The organism is Plantactinospora sp. CA-290183 (assembly GCF_050936375.1).
Lineage (GTDB): Bacteria > Actinomycetota > Actinomycetes > Mycobacteriales > Micromonosporaceae > Plantactinospora.
Genome location: NZ_JBNJMX010000007.1, coordinates 115,438 through 131,265, shown reverse-complemented (window position 1 = coordinate 131,265; position 15,828 = coordinate 115,438). Strand labels below are relative to the sequence as shown.

Annotated in this window: 11 protein-coding genes and 1 pseudogene; 3 read left to right on the top strand and 9 right to left on the bottom strand. The window is 74.5% G+C overall.

Going from position 1 to position 15,828, the window contains the following annotated elements; genetic code table 11:
- Nucleotides 1-23: 23 nt before the first annotated feature.
- The 7 genes and pseudogenes from cydC to deoC form a co-directional block, all read right to left on the bottom strand.
- Nucleotides 24-1,823, bottom strand: a pseudogene (cydC, locus tag ACQEUR_RS15180) (thiol reductant ABC exporter subunit CydC); the annotation flags it as partial.
- Nucleotides 1,802-3,547 (bottom strand): thiol reductant ABC exporter subunit CydD, encoded by a 1,746-nt coding sequence (gene cydD, locus ACQEUR_RS15175; protein WP_433030724.1) that lies wholly within the window; start codon nt 3,545-3,547, stop codon nt 1,802-1,804. The gene cydD and the pseudogene cydC, both read right to left, overlap by 22 nt.
- A gap of 234 nt (nt 3,548-3,781) precedes the next feature.
- A complete protein-coding gene (locus tag ACQEUR_RS15170) occupies nt 3,782-4,705 on the bottom strand; it encodes a M56 family metallopeptidase (protein ID WP_433030721.1) in 924 nt (307 codons plus the stop codon).
- Nucleotides 4,706-4,708: 3 nt separating this feature from the next.
- Nucleotides 4,709-5,131, bottom strand: a complete 423-nt coding sequence (locus tag ACQEUR_RS15165) for a BlaI/MecI/CopY family transcriptional regulator (RefSeq protein WP_433030719.1) — start codon at nt 5,129-5,131, stop codon at nt 4,709-4,711.
- A gap of 55 nt (nt 5,132-5,186) precedes the next feature.
- Complete coding sequence (locus tag ACQEUR_RS15160; protein WP_433030716.1) at nt 5,187-6,011, bottom strand: aldehyde dehydrogenase family protein; 825 nt, start codon at nt 6,009-6,011, stop codon at nt 5,187-5,189.
- Entirely contained in the window at nt 6,004-7,434 is a 1,431-nt protein-coding gene (locus tag ACQEUR_RS15155; RefSeq protein WP_433030713.1) for an aldehyde dehydrogenase family protein, read from the bottom strand. The genes ACQEUR_RS15160 and ACQEUR_RS15155 overlap by 8 nt, the downstream gene beginning before the upstream one ends.
- Before the next feature lie 2 nt (nt 7,435-7,436).
- A complete protein-coding gene (gene deoC, locus ACQEUR_RS15150) occupies nt 7,437-8,612 on the bottom strand; it encodes a deoxyribose-phosphate aldolase (RefSeq protein ID WP_433030710.1) in 1,176 nt (391 codons plus the stop codon).
- Between the two features lie 167 nt (nt 8,613-8,779).
- Here deoC and upp point away from each other — a divergent pair, with 167 nt between their 5' ends.
- Both upp and ACQEUR_RS15140 read left to right on the top strand, forming a co-directional pair.
- On the top strand, nt 8,780-9,412 hold the full coding sequence (upp, locus tag ACQEUR_RS15145) for a uracil phosphoribosyltransferase (RefSeq protein WP_433030707.1): 633 nt from the start codon (nt 8,780-8,782) through the stop codon (nt 9,410-9,412).
- Between the two features lie 185 nt (nt 9,413-9,597).
- Nucleotides 9,598-10,275 carry a GOLPH3/VPS74 family protein gene (locus ACQEUR_RS15140; protein WP_433030704.1) on the top strand — a complete coding sequence of 226 codons (678 nt, stop codon included), beginning with the start codon at nt 9,598-9,600 and terminating at the stop codon, nt 10,273-10,275.
- A 32-nt stretch (nt 10,276-10,307) separates the two neighbouring features.
- Here the strand turns inward: ACQEUR_RS15140 and ACQEUR_RS15135 are convergent, their stop codons facing one another.
- Together ACQEUR_RS15135 and ACQEUR_RS15130 are read right to left on the bottom strand one after the other, a co-directional pair.
- Complete coding sequence (locus ACQEUR_RS15135) at nt 10,308-11,978, bottom strand: phospho-sugar mutase (RefSeq protein ID WP_433030701.1); 1,671 nt, start codon at nt 11,976-11,978, stop codon at nt 10,308-10,310.
- A 70-nt stretch (nt 11,979-12,048) separates the two neighbouring features.
- Nucleotides 12,049-14,004: a protein kinase domain-containing protein gene (locus ACQEUR_RS15130; RefSeq protein ID WP_433030698.1), complete on the bottom strand. Its 1,956-nt coding sequence runs from the start codon at nt 14,002-14,004 to the stop codon at nt 12,049-12,051.
- 216 nt (nt 14,005-14,220) lie between these two features.
- Between ACQEUR_RS15130 and ACQEUR_RS15125 the strand changes: the two genes are divergently transcribed.
- The gene (locus ACQEUR_RS15125; RefSeq protein WP_433030696.1) at nt 14,221-15,804 is read left to right on the top strand and encodes an acyl-CoA mutase large subunit family protein; all 1,584 of its coding nucleotides are present in this window, start codon (nt 14,221-14,223) and stop codon (nt 15,802-15,804) included.
- The last annotated feature ends 24 nt before the right edge of the window (nt 15,805-15,828 follow it).

Below are 15,828 nucleotides of genomic sequence, written 5' to 3'. Positions count from 1 at the left end.
CGCCCCGGCGGCCGGCGTGCGGCTCACCCGCTGACGCCCAGGTAGTCCCGCTCCGCGCTGGTCTGGCGCAACCACTGGTCCCGGTACCAGCCGGGCTCGGAGACCAGCTCGGCGTGCCGGCCGCGCTGGATCACCCGGCCCGCGTCGAGCACCACGACCTCGTCGTACCGGTCCAGTCCGGCGAGTCGGTGGGTGACCAGCAGTACGGAACTCCCCGCCCCGGCGTACGCCGTCGCGGCGGCGAGCACCCGGTCGGCGGCCACCGGGTCGAGACCCTCGGTCGGCTCGTCCAGCAGCAGTACGCCGCTCGGCGCGGCGAGCAGCGCCCGGGCCAGGACGAGGCGCTGCCGCTGGCCGCCGGAGAGCTGACCGCCGTCCTCGCCGACCACGGTGTCCCAGCCGGCGGGTTGCCGCCGCACCCAGTCCAGCAGGTCGGCGGCCTCGGCCGCGGCGGCCAGCTCGTCGTCGCCGCCCCCGGTCCGGCCGAGCAGCAGGTTCTCCCGGACGGAGGCGTGGAAGACGTGCGCGTCGGCGAGCAGGCCGCTGACCACCCGGGGTAGTGCGTCCTCGGCGTGGTCGCGCAGGTCGACCCCGTCCAGCGCCACCCGACCCGTCTGCGGGCGTACCGCACCGGTCAGCAGGGCCAGCAGGGTGCTCTTGCCCGCGCCGCTCGGGCCCACGACGGCGAGCCGCCGACCCGGCGGCAGGTCGAGGTCCATCCGGTCCAGCGCGGGCGGGGCGTCCGGCCGGTACCGGACGGTCACCCCGGTCAGCGTGCAGTGCACCGGGCCGGTTCCCGACCCGTCGACGGCGCCCGCCGGATCGGCCGTCGAGGCGGGCCGGTCCACCGGATCGCTCAGCAGGTCGGCCACCCGCCCCAGCCCGGCACGCAGGCCGGCCCACTGCCGGGCCGCGCCGACCAGCGCCAGCGCCGACTCGACCGCCGCGATCGTGCCCACCCCGAGCACCGCGACCAGCACCCCGCCCACCCCGGCGGAGAGCGCCACCGCGACCACCGTCGCGCTCGTCGCGCCGGCCACCAGTACGCCGAGGCCGTCGACCGCCCAGCCCGCGACCGCGAGCCGGCGTTCCAGTCCGGCCAGCTCGCGGGTGCGCGCGTCCGCCCGGTCCAGGGCGGCCCGGGTGGCGCCGAAGGCGGCCAGGTCGGCGGCGCCCCGGGTCAGGTCGACCGCGTCCACGGCCAGGGCGCCCCGCAGCGGCGCCACCCGGGCCGCGGTACGCCGGGTCAGCACCGTCGCCGCCGCCGGAAGGGCGATGCCGGCCAGCAGCAACCCGGCGGCGAGCGCCAGCGCGGCGGCGGGGGAGACCAGGAGTGCGCCGAGCACGGCGAGCAGCCCGACCAGCCCCGCCGCGGCCCCGGGCACCAGGACCCGGAGCAGCAGGTCCTGCACCGCCTCCACGTCCGAGACCAGCCGGCTGAGCAGGTCGCCGGAGCGTTGCGTGCCGGCCGTCGCCGTGGCGTCGGCGGCGGGTCGGGTCGCCAGGTTGGCGAAGACCCGGGTACGAACCTCGGTGACGACCCGGAGAGCGGCGTCGTGTCCGGCCAGCCGTTCGGTGTAGCGCAGGACGCCCCGGCCGATCGCCAGGGCGCGTACCCCGACGATCGCGACGGTGAGCGCGTCGAGCGGTGGGCGGCCGGCGGCGGTGACCAGCAGCCAGGTGGCGGTCGCCATCAGGGCCAGTCCGGCCAGCTCGGTGGCCGCCGCGAGCAGCCCCGCCCCGACGAGCCGGCCCAGGTACGGCCGGGCCAGCCGCAGTACGGTGCGCTCCGGCCCCGGTGTCATGCCGCCACCTCCCGGGGCGGGGTGACGCCGGCCGGTTCCTCGGGCCGCGGCGACGGTGGCGGCCGGTGCTCGGTGATTCGCCCGTCCTCGACCCGCAGCACCCGGTCCACCCCGGTCAACAGCGCCGGCCGGTGTGCGACGAGCAGGGCCGTACGGCCGGCGACGAGCTGGCGGCTCGCGGCGAGTACGGCGGCCTCGGAGTCGCCGTCGAGTCGGGCGGTGGGTTCGTCGAGCAGCACGATCGGGGCGTCCCGGAGGAAGGCGCGGGCCAGCGCGACCCGCTGCCGCTGCCCGCTGGACAGGCCGTGTCCGCGTTCCCCGAGCCGGGTGTCGAGGCCCTCCGGCAGCAGGGCGACGACCTCGTCCAGTGCGGCGGCCCGGACGGCGGCCCGGACCGATTCCGGCGGCGCGTCGGGGGCGCCGAGCCGGATGTTGTCGGTGAGCGAGGCGGCGAACAGGTGGGCCCGCTGCGGCACCCAGGCGAGTTGCCGCCGCCACCGGTCGAGGTCGAGCGCGCGGAGGTCGGTGCCGGCGACGGTGATCCGCCCGCTCGTCGGGGTGACGAAGCCGAGCAGCAGGTTGAGCAGGGTGCTCTTGCCGGCACCGCTCGGGCCGACGATCGCGATCCGCTCGCCGGGCCGGATCGTCAGTGAGACGTCCCGCAGCGCGGTGGTCCGCTCGTAGGCCACGGTGACCGACTCGAACCGGATCTCGCCGCCGGTCGGGTCGGACCGCCGCTCGTCGGTCGCCGTCCCGCCCGGCGCCGCCCCGCTCGGCTCGCCGTCCGTGCCGGTTGCCGGGTCGAGCAGGGTCAACGCCTCGTCCAGGGCGGTCAGCCCCTCCTGACTGGCGTGGAACTGGCTGCCGGCGGCGCGCAACGGCAGGAACGCCTCGGGGGCGAGCAGCAGCACGAGGAGCGCGGTCTCCAGGGCTAGGCCGCCGCCGAGCAGCCGCAGCCCGATCGGCACCGCGACCAGCGCCACCGCGAGGGTCGCGACGAGTTCCAGCACCAGCGCGGAGAGGAAGGCGACCCGCAGGGTCCGCATGGTCGCCCGGCGGTGGGCGTCGGCCATCCGGCGGACCACCGTCACCTGCGCCCGGGCCCGGCCGAAGACCCGCAGGGTGGGCAGACCGGCGACCATGTCCAGGAAGTGGCCGCCGAGCAGGCTCAGCCGGCGCCACTGGCGTTCCGTCGCGGCCTGCGCCTGCCAGCCCAGCAGCGCACCGAAGATCGGTACCAGGGGGAGGGTGACCGCGATGACGAGGGCCGAGGTCCAGTCGGCGAAGACGAGCCGGGCGAGTACGGCCAGCGGCACCGTCACGCTCAGCACGAGCTGCGGCAGGTATCCGGTGAAGTAGGCGTCCAACGCGTCCAGTCCCCGGCCGGCGAGGGTGGCGAGCTGGCCGGTCCGCTGCCCGGCGAGCCAGCCCGGCCCGCGTCGGCCGACGGCGTCGAGCAGGTCGGCGCGGAGTGCCGCCTTGACGGTGGCCGCCGTCCGGGCCGCGATCGTGCCCCGGGCCCAGACCAGGGTCGCCCGGCCGGCCACGCTGGCCACGAAGCCGGCCAGGGCCGCCCGGTCGAGGCGTCCGTCGGCCGCCGCCGCCAGCACCGCGGCCAGCGTGGTCGCCTGCGCGATGACCAGGGCGGCGGCGAGCACTCCCAGGGTGCCGAGCGCGCCGAGTTGACGCCGCGCCCCGGGGACGCGGCGCAGCAGACGCGGGTCGAACGGGCGGCGGCTCACCGGTACACCGGCGTGCGTGCGTCGGCTCTTCCGCGGAACACCCACCGGCACATCACCTGGCAGCCTAGTGGGGCCGACGGCGGCGGGACGATCAGCCGGATCCCCGGGACGCCGGGGCGTACCTGGATGGACACCTTCGCTCCCCCCGTCCGGCGCTGCGGTGGTCGCCGACAATATTACTACGCGATGTAGTAGAGCTGCGGCGCCCGGTCCGGACCGGAACGGCGGGACAGGTCAGCTCAGGAAGAGCGAGACCGGCAGGCTGACCAGGGTGGCCGCGGTGAGCAGCGCCAGGGCGCCGGGCAGCCGGGTCGGGTGCGGCGCCACCATCAGCCGCTGGACCCGGGCGTCGAGATGCCCGTCCGCGACGCCGAGCGCGCCCGCCGGGGTGACCCGGGCACCGGCGGTGGCGAAACGCAGCAACGCCGCGGCCAGCGGGGCGTCCGCGTGCAGCCGCCGCGCCTTGTCGTCCGCCCGCATCTCCACCAGCAGCGCCACCGTGTCGTTCGCGGCGCGGATCCACCGGAGCACCGGCAGCGCCCGGCACAGTGCGGTGAACGGCAGCAGCACCAGGTCGTGCCGCTCGTCCGCGTGCGCCCGCTCGTGGCTGAGTACGGCGGCCAGCTGGGTACGGTCGAGCAGGCTCAGCGTGCCGGCGCTCACCACGACCTGCGGGCGTACCCCGGGCAGGCAGTAGGCGGCGGCGCTGGGATGGTCGAGCACGAGCGCGCCCGGGGCGGCCGGATCGTCGCGGGCGACCAGGGTGAGCAGGTCGCGGTGCCGGCGCTGGGCACGCAACGCGCCGAGCAGGCTGCGCACCGTCGAGCCGAGCAGCACCGTGGCCACGCCGAACCCGACGCCGACCAGTCCGAGGTGGGTCACGCCCAGCCCCGGCGGAAGATCACCGCCGCCCAGCAGGTCGCCGGCCAGGGAACGCAGGGCGCTGCCGGTGCTCTGCCCGTAGGGCGCGAGCCCGACCGAGATCGGCACCCCGATCGCGGAGAGCCCGAACGCGAGCCCGAGTGCCTGCCAGCAGACGATGGCGACCCGGGGACTGTGCCAGGTCCACGTCGCCCCGTGCCGCGCGGCGCCGAGCAGGAGCCGGGCGGTCAGGTAGCACGCCAGGGCCGTGACCGTGAAGTGTGCGGCGTACACCATGGGTCAGCCCTGCCGCTCCGCCGCCGGCGGCCGGTCGGCGGCGGCCGTGGGGCCCGGCGCGTCGCCGGCCTCGCCGGCCAGGGCGGCGCGGAGAATTTCGGCCTCGGTGCCGGTGACCGACCGGGCGAACCGGACCAGCGCCGCGTCCCGGCTGCCGGCCAGGTCGAGCGCGTCCAGCATCAGCCGGGCGATGTGCGCCTCGCGGCTGGCGGCCGGCCGGTAACGCCAGGCCCGCCCCTCCCGCTCGCGTTCGACCATGCCCTTGCCGGCCAGCCGGTCCAGCACGGTCATGACGGTGGTGTACGCCAGCTCACGGTCCCGCAGCACCTCGGCCACCTCGCGGACGGTCACCCCGTCGGGCGCGCCGGCGCTGCGGTCCCAGAGCACGTCCATCACCGCGCGTTCGAGGTCACCGAGTCGGGTCACCCGACAATCCTACTACTGTCCGTCGTATGTCGGCTCCGGGCATCGGCGCCGGCGGTCAGGTGCCCTTGGGATGCCAGACGGTCTTGGTCTCCAGGAAGGCGGTCATCCGGCCGATCCCCGGATCGGCGGTCCAGTCGACGGCCCCGGCCGCCGGCCGGAGGACCCGCTTGAGGTTGCCGGCCGCGGCCCGCTCCAACTCGGTGGCGAACTCCGGGTCGGCGGCACCGGTCAGGTCGAGGGCGTTCACGTCCATGTGCCCGGCCAACCAGGCAGCGGTCTCCGCCGGCCGGCCGGTGAGCAGGTTGACCACCCCGCCGGGCAGGTCGGAGGTGGCCAGCACCTCGGCCAGGGTCACCGCCGGCAGCGGGGCGTTCTCCGCGACCAGCACCACCACGGTGTTGCCGGTGACGATCGCCGGGGCGATGACACTGACCAGCCCGAGCAGCGCCGGCTCGGCCGGGGCGACCACCCCGACCACGCCGGTCGGTTCCGGCGCGGAGAGGTTGAAGTACGGCCCGGCCACCGGGTTCGCGCCGCCGTACACCTGGGCGATCTTGTCGGTCCAGCCGGCGTACCAGACCCAGCGGTCGATCGCCTCGTCGACCTCGGCCGCCGGCACGCCGAGGGCGACGAACTGCTCCCGGCGCCCCTCCAGCATCTCGGCGACCCGGTAGAGGATCTGACCCCGGTTGTACGCCGTCGCGCCCGACCAGCCCCGCACCGCCGCCCGCGCGGCCAGCACCGCGTCCCGGACGTCCTTGCGGGAGGCGAGGGAGACATTCGAGTTCTGCACCGGATACGACCGCCCCGACTCACTGCGCGGGAACTTCCCGCCGATGAAGAGCTTGTACGTCTTGCGTACGGTGACCCGCTCAGACACTGAGGTACGCCTCCAGCCCGTGCCGGCCGCCCTCGCGGCCGTAGCCCGACTCCTTGTACCCGCCGAACGGTGACGTGGGGTCGAACTTGTTGAACGTGTTGGCCCACACCACGCCGGCCCGCAACCGGTCGGCCAGCCAGAGGATCCGGGAGCCCTTGTCGGTCCAGATCCCGGCCGACAGCCCGTACGGGGTGTTGTTCGCCTTCTCCACGGCCTCCTCCGGGGTACGGAAGGTCAGCACCGAGAGCACCGGCCCGAAGATCTCCTCCCGGGCGATCCGGTGCGCCTGGCTGACGCCGGTGAAGAGGGTCGGGGCGAACCAGAAGCCCTGCTCCGGCAGCTCGCACGGCGGTGACCAGCGTTCGGCCCCCTCGGCGGTGCCGACGTCGGAGAGTTCCCGGATCCGGGCCAGTTGGGCGGCCGAGTTGATCGCACCGACGTCGGTGTTCTTGTCCAGCGGGTCGCCGACCCGCAGCCGGGCCATCCGCCGCTTGAGCGCGCCGAGCACCTCGTCGTACACCGACTCCTGGATCAGCAGCCGGGAGCCGGCGCAGCAGACGTGGCCCTGGTTGAAGAAGATGCCGTTGACGATCCCCTCGACGGCCTGGTCGACCGGGGCGTCGTCGAAGACGATGTTGGCCGCCTTGCCGCCGAGTTCGAGGGTGAGCCTCTTGCGGGTGCCGGCCACCGCCCGGGCGATCTGCCGGCCCACCTCGGTCGACCCGGTGAACGCCACCTTGTCGACGTCGGCGTGTTCAATCACCGCCCGGCCGGTCTCACCGGCCCCGGTGACGATGTTGACCACGCCCGGCGGCAGGTCGGCCTGCTGGCAGATTTCCGCGAAGAGCAGCGCGGTCAGCGGGGTCGTCTCGGCCGGCTTGAGCACCACCGTGTTGCCGGTGGCGAGCGCCGGGGCGACCTTCCAGGCCAGCATCAGCAGCGGGAAGTTCCACGGGATGACCTGGCCGGCCACCCCGAGCGGGCGGGGCGCCGGGCCCAGGCCGGCGTGGTCGAGCTTGTCGGCCCAGCCGGCGTAGTAGAAGAAGTGCGCGGAGACCAGCGGGATGTCCACGTCCCGCGACTCGCGGATCGGCTTTCCGTTGTCCAGCGACTCCAGCACGGCCAATTCGCGGGCGCGCTCGGCGATGATCCGGGCGATCCGGAACAGGTACTTCGCCCGGTCCCGGCCCGACATCGGCCCCCACACCTCGTCGTACGCCCGGCGGGCCGCCCGGACCGCCCGGTCGACGTCCCCGGGACCGGCCTCGGCGACCTCCGCGAGCACCTCCTCGGAGGCGGGGTTGATCGACTTCAGGCTGCCGCCGTCACCCGGCTCGACGAACTCCCCGCCGATGAAGAGCCCGTACGACGGCTTGAGGTCGACCACGGACCGGGACTCGGGGGCGGGCGCGTATTCGAACATCGTCAGTCCAGGGTGAAGTAGTCGGGACCGGAGTAGACGCCGCTGGTCAGCTTGGTGCGCTGCATCAGCAGGTCGTTGAGGAGGCTGGAGGCGCCGAACCGGAACCAGTCCGGGTGCAGCCAGTCCTCGCCGGCGGTCTCGTTGACCGTGACCAGGTACTTGATCGCGTCCTTGGTGGTCCGGATCCCGCCGGCCGGCTTGACCCCGACCTGCCGGCCGGTGGCCGCGCGGAAGTCGCGGACCGCCTCCAGCATCACCAGCGTGACCGGCAGGGTCGCGGCCACCGGTACCTTCCCGGTCGAGGTCTTGATGAAGTCCGCCCCGGCCAGCATCGCCAGCCAGGAGGCGCGCCGGACGTTGTCGTAGGTGGACAGCTCGCCGGTCTCCAGGATCACCTTGAGGTGCGCGTCCCCGCAGGCTTCCTTCACCGCGACGATCTCGTCGTGGACCTCGGCGTACCGGCCGGAGAGGAAGGCGCCCCGGCTGATCACCATGTCGATCTCGTCGGCGCCGGCCGCCACCGCCGCCCGGGTGTCCGCGAGCTTGATCTCCAGCGGCGCCTGGCCGGAGGGGAACGCCGTCGCCACGCTGGCCAGGTGCACCACACCCGGTCCGCCGGGTGCGCGGCCAGGGGTGCCGCCCGCGCCGTCGTGGCTGGCGCCCGCGCCGTCGTGGCTGGCGCCCGCGCCGTCGTGGCTGCCGTCGGCGGTCGGGGCCGGTTCGCCGTACGCCGGTCCGCGGCCGTCCGAGGGCTCGCCGAGCAGCCCGATCCGGGCGCCGGTGGCTCCGGGCCGACCGCCCAGCGCGCCGGTGGCTCCGGGCCGACCGCCCAGCGCGGCGGCGGCGACCGGGACCATCGCGGGATAGAGGCAGACGGCCGCGACCGACGGGCAGGACGGGTCGGCCGGGTCCGGGCGCAGCGCCTTGGCCACCAGCGCGCGCACCTTGCCGGGCGTGTCCGCCCCCTCCAGCGTGGTCAGGTCGACCATCCGGATCGCCAGGTCGATCGCCCAGGCCTTGGCCGAGGTCTTGATCGAGCGGGTGCCGAGCATCGCGGCACGCTGCTCCGCGCCCACCCGGTCCACCCCGGGCAGGCCGTGCAGGAAGCTCCGCAGGGTCGCCTCCGAGCGACCCACCTCGGACAGGTCGGACCGGGCCGACGTCGTTGTCGCCGTCATGCCCGCAAGTCTACGCACGGGCGGACCGCTGTGATCTTGACCACCGCCGCCCCCGGCTTTGGCGGTTAGGAGGGGGCCCTTCTACAACAGAAAGCGATAAGAAGGGGCCCTTCCTTGCAGGCAGGCGGGGCTGGGGTGGCTGGCGGTTACCGGTAGGTTGAGCGACCGTGGACGTACTCGTCGTTGACCATCCCGTGGCCCAGACGCGGCTGACCGTGATGCGTGATGCCCGGACCGACTCCGCGTCGTTCCGCGCCGCGCTGCACGAACTCACCACCATGCTGGTGTACGAGGCCGCGCGCTCGCTGCCGGTCGAACGCTTCTCGATCGACACCCCGGTGGCACCCACCCAGGGCATCCGGCTGGCCAACCCGCCGCTGCTGGTCCCGGTGCTCCGGGCCGGCCTCGGGATGGCCGACTCGGCGCTCGCGCTGCTGCCCGAGTCGTCGATGGGCTTCGTCGGGCTGGCCCGCGACGAGCAGACGTACGAGCCGCGCGCGTACATGGAGTCGCTTCCCCGCGAGCTGGCCGACCGGCCGGTGCTGGTGCTCGACCCGATGCTCGCCACCGGCGGTTCACTGGAGCACTGCTGCCGGCTGCTCGCCGACCGGGGCTGCACCGACATCACCGTGCTCTGCGTGCTCGCCGCGCCGGCCGGGATCGAGCGGCTGGAACGCTCCGGCCTGCCGCTGCGGCTGGTGACCGCCTCGATCGACGAGCGGCTCAACGAGAAGATGTTCATCGTGCCCGGCCTCGGCGACGCGGGCGACCGGCAGTTCGGCGGGATGCCCCGGTTCTGAGGCGTCCGGCCGGGGTCGACGGGTGGCCGCCCGGCGCTCGTGCTGGCCACGGGACGTCGGGGCGCGTTCCCGGGGTGGTTTCGCCCAGCCCGTTCGGCGTGGCGGGCGGGCCGGCGCGACACCTTGGGGACACCCCCGGCCGGGACGCATGCGCGGCCGGCGCGGACCGGCTAGCGTCTCGGGCCATGACTGCTGTTGGGTTGGCCGAGGAGCTGCTGCTGCTCGGCTACGACGATAAGTCCGGCAAGGCGACCGGTTCCCGAATCGGCCTCGACCTGGGTATGGCCGCCGCCGTACTGGTCGACCTGGCGCTCGCCGGCCGGGTCGCCTTCTCCGACGGCTCGCTCGTGGTCACCGACCCCACGCCGACCGGCGACCCGATCGCCGACACCGTGCTGGCCAAGATGGCGGCGGACACCCCGCACACGCCGGCCTCCTGGGTGCAGCGGCTGCGGCACGGGCTGCGTGACCGGATCCTCGCCGACCTCTGCGGCCGTGGCGTGATCAGCGACGTCGACGAGACCAGGCTGGACTTCATTCACGTCCACCGCTATCCGGTGCTCGACCCGTCGGTCGAGGCGGAGATCCGGGGCCGGCTGGTCGACGCGCTGACCGGCGAGCGGGAGCCCGACGAGCGGACCGCGGCGCTGGCCGCGGTGATGGCGGCGATCCGGGTGCGGCCGAGTCTCGGGTTGACCGGTCCGGCGGCCGAGGACGCCCGCAACCGGCTGATGGAGATCGCCCGCAGCGCCGGGTTCGCCGACGGCGGCGGCCTGGAGGAGTCCACCATCCGGCCGTCGGTGGCGCTGGTGATCTCGGCGCTCTCCCGGGCCATCGAGACCGCCCTGGGCACCCGGACCTGACCCGGGCGCCCGCCGTCGGTCGCGGAGGCGACCTACCAGATCCCGAGCGCCGCCGCCGTCTCGGTGCGCAGCGCCCGCACCGAGGCCGAGGCGCGCTCCCGGGCCGCGGCCACGTCGCCCTCGACGACCGGTTCCACCACCTCCAGGTACGCCTTCAGCTTGGGTTCGGTGCCGGAGGGCCGGATCACCACCCGGGCCGACGCGGTACGCAGGATCAGCACGTCGGCGGTCGGGGCGAGGTCGCGCACCGAGGTCACCGGCTCGTCCAGCAGGGTGCTCGGGGTCCTGGTCCGGATGTGCGTCATCGTGACGGCGATCTCGCTGAGGTCGTCGACCCGGACGGAGAGCTGGTCGGTCCGGTAGACGCCGAACTCGGCGGCCAGCTCGTCCAGCCGGTCGGCCACGGTCCGCCCCTGCGCCTTGAGCGCGGCGGCCAGTTCGGCGAAGGTCAGCGCGGCGGTGATGCCGTCCTTGTCGCGTACCTGCTCCGGGGCGACGCAGTAGCCGAGCGCCTCCTCGTAGCCGTACGCCAGCTCGGCGTCGCCGGCCTCGGCCCGGACGATCCACTTGAACCCGGTCAGCGTCTCCGCGTACGGCCGGCCGCGCGCCGCGCAGAGGGCCCGGAGCAGGGACGAGGAGACGATCGTGGTGGCGTAGAGCCCCGGCCGGCCCTGCCGGATCAGGTGGTCGGCGAGCAGCACCCCCACCTCGTCGCCGTGCAGCATCCGCCAGCCGCGTACCGGGTCGGGGACCGCCACGGCGCACCGGTCGGCGTCCGGGTCGTTGGCGATCGCCAGGTCGGCGCCGGTCTGCCGGGCCAGCGCGACCAGCCGGTCGGTCGCCCCCGGCTCCTCCGGGTTGGGAAACGACACGGTCGGGAAGTCCGGATCGGGCTCGGCCTGATCGGGCACCACCCCCGGGATCGGGAACCCGGCGCGGGCGAAGACCGAGGTGAGCACCGCGGCACCCACCCCGTGCAGCGGCGTGTACGCGACGGTCAGGTCGCGCGGGCCGTCCGGCGCGATGGTGGCGGCCGCCGCCGCGACGTACCCGGCGGTCACCTCGTCGCCGAGCACCTCGCCGCGCGGGCCGAGCCGTACCGCCATCACCGGCCCGACCGTCCGGATCGCGGCCTCGATCTCGGCGTCGACCGGGGGCACGATCTGGGCCCCGGCACCGCGCGCGTCGGCGGTGGCGGCCCCCAGGTAGACCTTGTAGCCGTTGTCCTGCGGCGGGTTGTGGCTGGCCGTCACCATGACCCCGGCGACCGCCCCCAGGGCGCGCACCACGTACGCGAGCACCGGGGTGGGCAGCGGCCGGGGGAGCAGCAGCGCCGGCCGGCCCGCTCCGGTGGCGACCTGGGCGGTCCGCTCGGCGAAGGCCAGGGAGCCGTGCCGCGCGTCGTACCCGATGACCAGCGGACCGTCCGCGCCGCGGGCGGCGAGCCAGCCGACCAGCCCGGCCGCGGCCTGGGTGACCACGGCCAGGTTCATCCCGTTGGGGCCGGCCCGCAGCGGCCCGCGCAGCCCGGCGGTGCCGAAGGTCAGCGGGCCGGCGAACCGGTCGGCCAGCTCCGGCCCGGTCACCGGGAGCCGGTCGAGCAGTGCCCCGAGTTCGTCCCGGGTCGCGGGGTCGGGGTCGTCGTCGATCCAGGCCCGGGCCCGGTCGCGCAGGTCGTCCAGTTCGCCAGCTTCTGCCACCATCGGACGTTGATAGCACGCCGGCCGGCGGAGCCGGGCATCCGGCCCGCCGCCGGCCCCGCCGAAGCGCCGCTCAGCCCGCGCTGGTGACCTTGAAGGTGCGGACCATCTCGTCGAAGATCGTCCTGCTCTCCGCGAACCGGCTGTCCGGGGTGGTCAGGTAGAAGGAGTACGCCTTGCCGCCCTGCACGACCGCCCGCCACACCCCGTGCCGCATCTGCGGGCCCTCGCCGCAGGTGTACTCCAGCTCGGCCGACGGCTTGCCGGCCATCTGGGTCTCGGTCAGCCCGACCTCCTGGTACGGCTGCACACAGCTCTTGGTGTTCTCCGACAGGCGGTCGCCGGCAACCCGGAGGAACGACATCGGCTTGGCGGTGTCGCTGACGTCCTCGATCAGGATCCGCACCCGCCGGCCGCTGTCCTGGGGGTCGGTGTAGTCGATGTAGAGCCCGCCGGAGGCCTTCTTCCAGTCCTTCGGGACGCTGACCGAGACGCCGCGCTCGGCGTGCGCCTTGGTCGGGAACGCCGCCGGGACCACCGCGGCGGGTCCGCCGCCGGCCTGGGGTGGGTTACCGACCTCCGGATCGTCGCCCCCGGAGAGGGAGACCACCAGGATGCCGAGCAGCACCGCCGCGGCCAGCCCACCGGCCGTGGCGAGTTGGACCCTGCGGGGCCAGCCCTTGACCGTCCCGGCGAGGGTGCCGGCGATACCGCGCGCACCGCCCACGGCCCGGCCCATGCCGCCGCCGCTGGCCACGTGCACCCGGCCGCCCTGCCCCGGCATCGCGCCCGTCGGCGTCTCCAGCGGGCCGCGCCGGCCGGCACCGGGCATGGCACCGGTCGGCACGTCCAGCGGGTTCCTGCCGGTGCCGGCCGGGGGGGGCGCGCCCGCCGCGGTCCCGGCGCGCCGGTGAGGCCAGGTGCCGCCCGGACCGCCCGGGGCCAGCATCGCCCGGCCACCGATCTCGCCGTTCGGCTCGGGCTGGGGCCGTTTCGACCGGGACGGCTGCGGCGTGGTCGCCGGCTGGACCACCGTCGGCTGCTCGGACTGCGCCGACTGCTGCGACGGTGTGATCGTCGGCTGCTGCCACGGCGAGCGCTGCGGCGGCACCACCGCATACGGGTCCGTCATGAGGTGCCCGGCGGCGTTACTCGCCAACGGGCCGGCCAGCAGCTCGCGCAGCATGGTCCGGGACCGGTTGACGTCCAGCCGGCGGGCCGGGTCCTTCTCCAGCAGGCCCATCAGCACCCCGGTCAGCGCCCCGGACCGGGCCGGCGGCAGGGGAGGGTCCTCCACCACGGCGTGCATGGTCTCGATCGGGTCGCCCTTGTCGAACGGCGGCCGGCCCTCGACGGCGGTGTAGAGGGTCACACCGAGCGAGAAGAGGTCGCTGGGCGGGCCGAAGTCCTGGCCCATCGCCCGCTCCGGCGAGATGAAGTGCGGCGAGCCCAGCACCATGCCCGGGGTGGTGAGCTGCACGTCGGTCGGCATCCGGGCCACCCCGAAGTCGGTCAGCACGCACCGGCCGTCGGAGCAGATCAGCACGTTGGCCGGCTTGACGTCGCGGTGCAGCACCCCGATCGCGTGCGCCACCTCCAGCGCGCCGAGCAGGGCGATGCCGATCTTGGCGACCGCCCGGGGCGCGAGCGGACCGTCCTGCATCACCAGGTCGGCCAGGCTGCGCGCGTCGAGCAGTTCCATCACGATCCAGGGCCGCCCGCCCTCGGTCACGACGTCGTACACCTGCACCACGGCCGGGTGCTGCAGGGCCGCGGCGGCGCGGGCCTCGCGCAGCGTGCGCTCGTACATCGAGTCGCGGTCGCTGGGGGCCAGCCCCGGCGGGAGGACGACCTCCTTCACCGCCACGTCGCGGCGCAGCAGGGTGTCGGCCGCGCGCCACACCGTGCCCATGCCGCCGTGGCCGACCGCTGCCCGCAGCGAGTATCGACCGCCGATGGTGATGCCGGGTGCCGCACGTCCGTTGGTGGGATTGGTCGGTCCACCGCTCCACGTCGGGATCTGAGTCACAGGAAAAGCCACCGAGATATCGAGGGGCATGGGACAGAACCCCCCTATATTGCGGGTTCGGACCGCAGAAGGGAAAGGCACCCGCCGGAGTTCCCAAGAAGTCGACCGTACGTGTCGAATCCTTCGCCCAACGTGCACATCTGGGGCACCCGCCGTGTCCGGCCCCTCACCGACGTCCCCGGGCCGGTGGACCGGGGCGCGTTCTACCATCCGGTCATGAGCGAACCTCGGCCGAGCGAGTCCGGCTTCCCGATCAAGCCCGTCTACCGGGCCGACGACGTCCCGGGGGAGCTGGCGGAGCGGCTGGGTGAGCCGGGACGCTTCCCGTACACCCGGGGTGTCTACCCGACGATGTACACCTCCCGGCCCTGGACGATGCGGCAGTACGCCGGCTTCGGCACCGCCGCCGAGTCCAACGCCCGCTACCAGCAGCTGCTCGCCGCCGGGACCATGGGGCTCTCCGTCGCCTTCGACCTGCCCACCCAGATGGGGTACGACTCGGACCACCCCATCGCGCACGGCGAGGTCGGCAAGGTGGGGGTGGCGATCGACTCCATCGAGGACATGCGCACGCTCTTCGCCGGGATCCCGCTGGACCGGGTCTCGACCTCGATGACGATCAACGCGCCCGGCTCGGTGCTGCTGCTGCTCTACCAGCTCGTGGCCGAGGAGGCCGGGGTGGGCGGTGCCGCGCTCAACGGAACCATCCAGAACGACATCCTCAAGGAGTACATCGCCCGGGGCACGTACATCTTCCCGCCGAAGCCGTCGCTGCGGCTGGTGGCGGACACCTTCGCGTACTGCCGCAAGGAGGTGCCGAGGTGGAACACGATCTCCATCTCCGGCTACCACATGGCGGAGGCGGGGGCGACGCCGGTGCAGGAGATCGCCTTCACCCTGGCGAACGGGATCCAGTACGTCCGCGCCGCGCTCGCCGCCGGGCTGGCGGTCGACGACTTCGCACCCCGGCTGTCGTTCTTCTTCGTGGCCCGGACCACCCTGCTGGAGGAGGTGGCCAAGTTCCGGGCCGCCCGCCGGATCTGGGCCGCGCTGATGCGTGACGAGTTCGGGGCCGGCGACCCGAAGTCGCTGATGCTGCGCTTCCACACCCAGACGGCCGGTGTGCAGCTCACCGCGCAGCAGCCCGAGGTGAACCTGGTCCGGGTCGCCGTGCAGGGGCTCGCCGCGGTGCTCGGCGGGACCCAGTCGCTGCACACGAACAGCTTCGACGAGGCGATCGCGCTGCCGACGGAGAAGGCCGCCCGGCTGGCGCTGCGTACCCAGCAGGTGCTGGCGTACGAGACCGACCTGACCGCCACGGTCGACCCGTTCGCCGGCTCGTACGTGGTGGAGTCGATGACGGACGAGATCGAGGCCGGGGTGCGGGACCTGATGGCCCGGATCGCCGAGTACGGCTCGGCGGTGGACGCGATCGAGGCGGGGTTCCAGAAGCGCGAGATCGAGACGTCGGCGTACCGGATCGCGCAGGAGATCGACGCCGGGGAACGGGTGGTCGTCGGGCTCAACCGGTTCGCGGTCGACGAGGAGGAGCCGTACGAGCCGCTGCGGGTGGATCCGACGATCGAGGCGGCCCAGGCCGAGCGGCTGGCCGAGCTGCGGCGCGGCCGGGACGCCGCGGCCGTGGAGCGGGCCCTGGCCGACCTGCGTACGGCCGCGGTCGGCACCGGGAACGTGCTCTACCCGATGCGGGACGCGCTGCGGGCCCGGGCGACGGTGGGCGAGGTCTGCGGGGCGCTCCGGGAGATCTGGGGCGTGTACCGGCCGACCGACCGGTTCTGACCGCACTGTCGGGTTTGTGCCTGT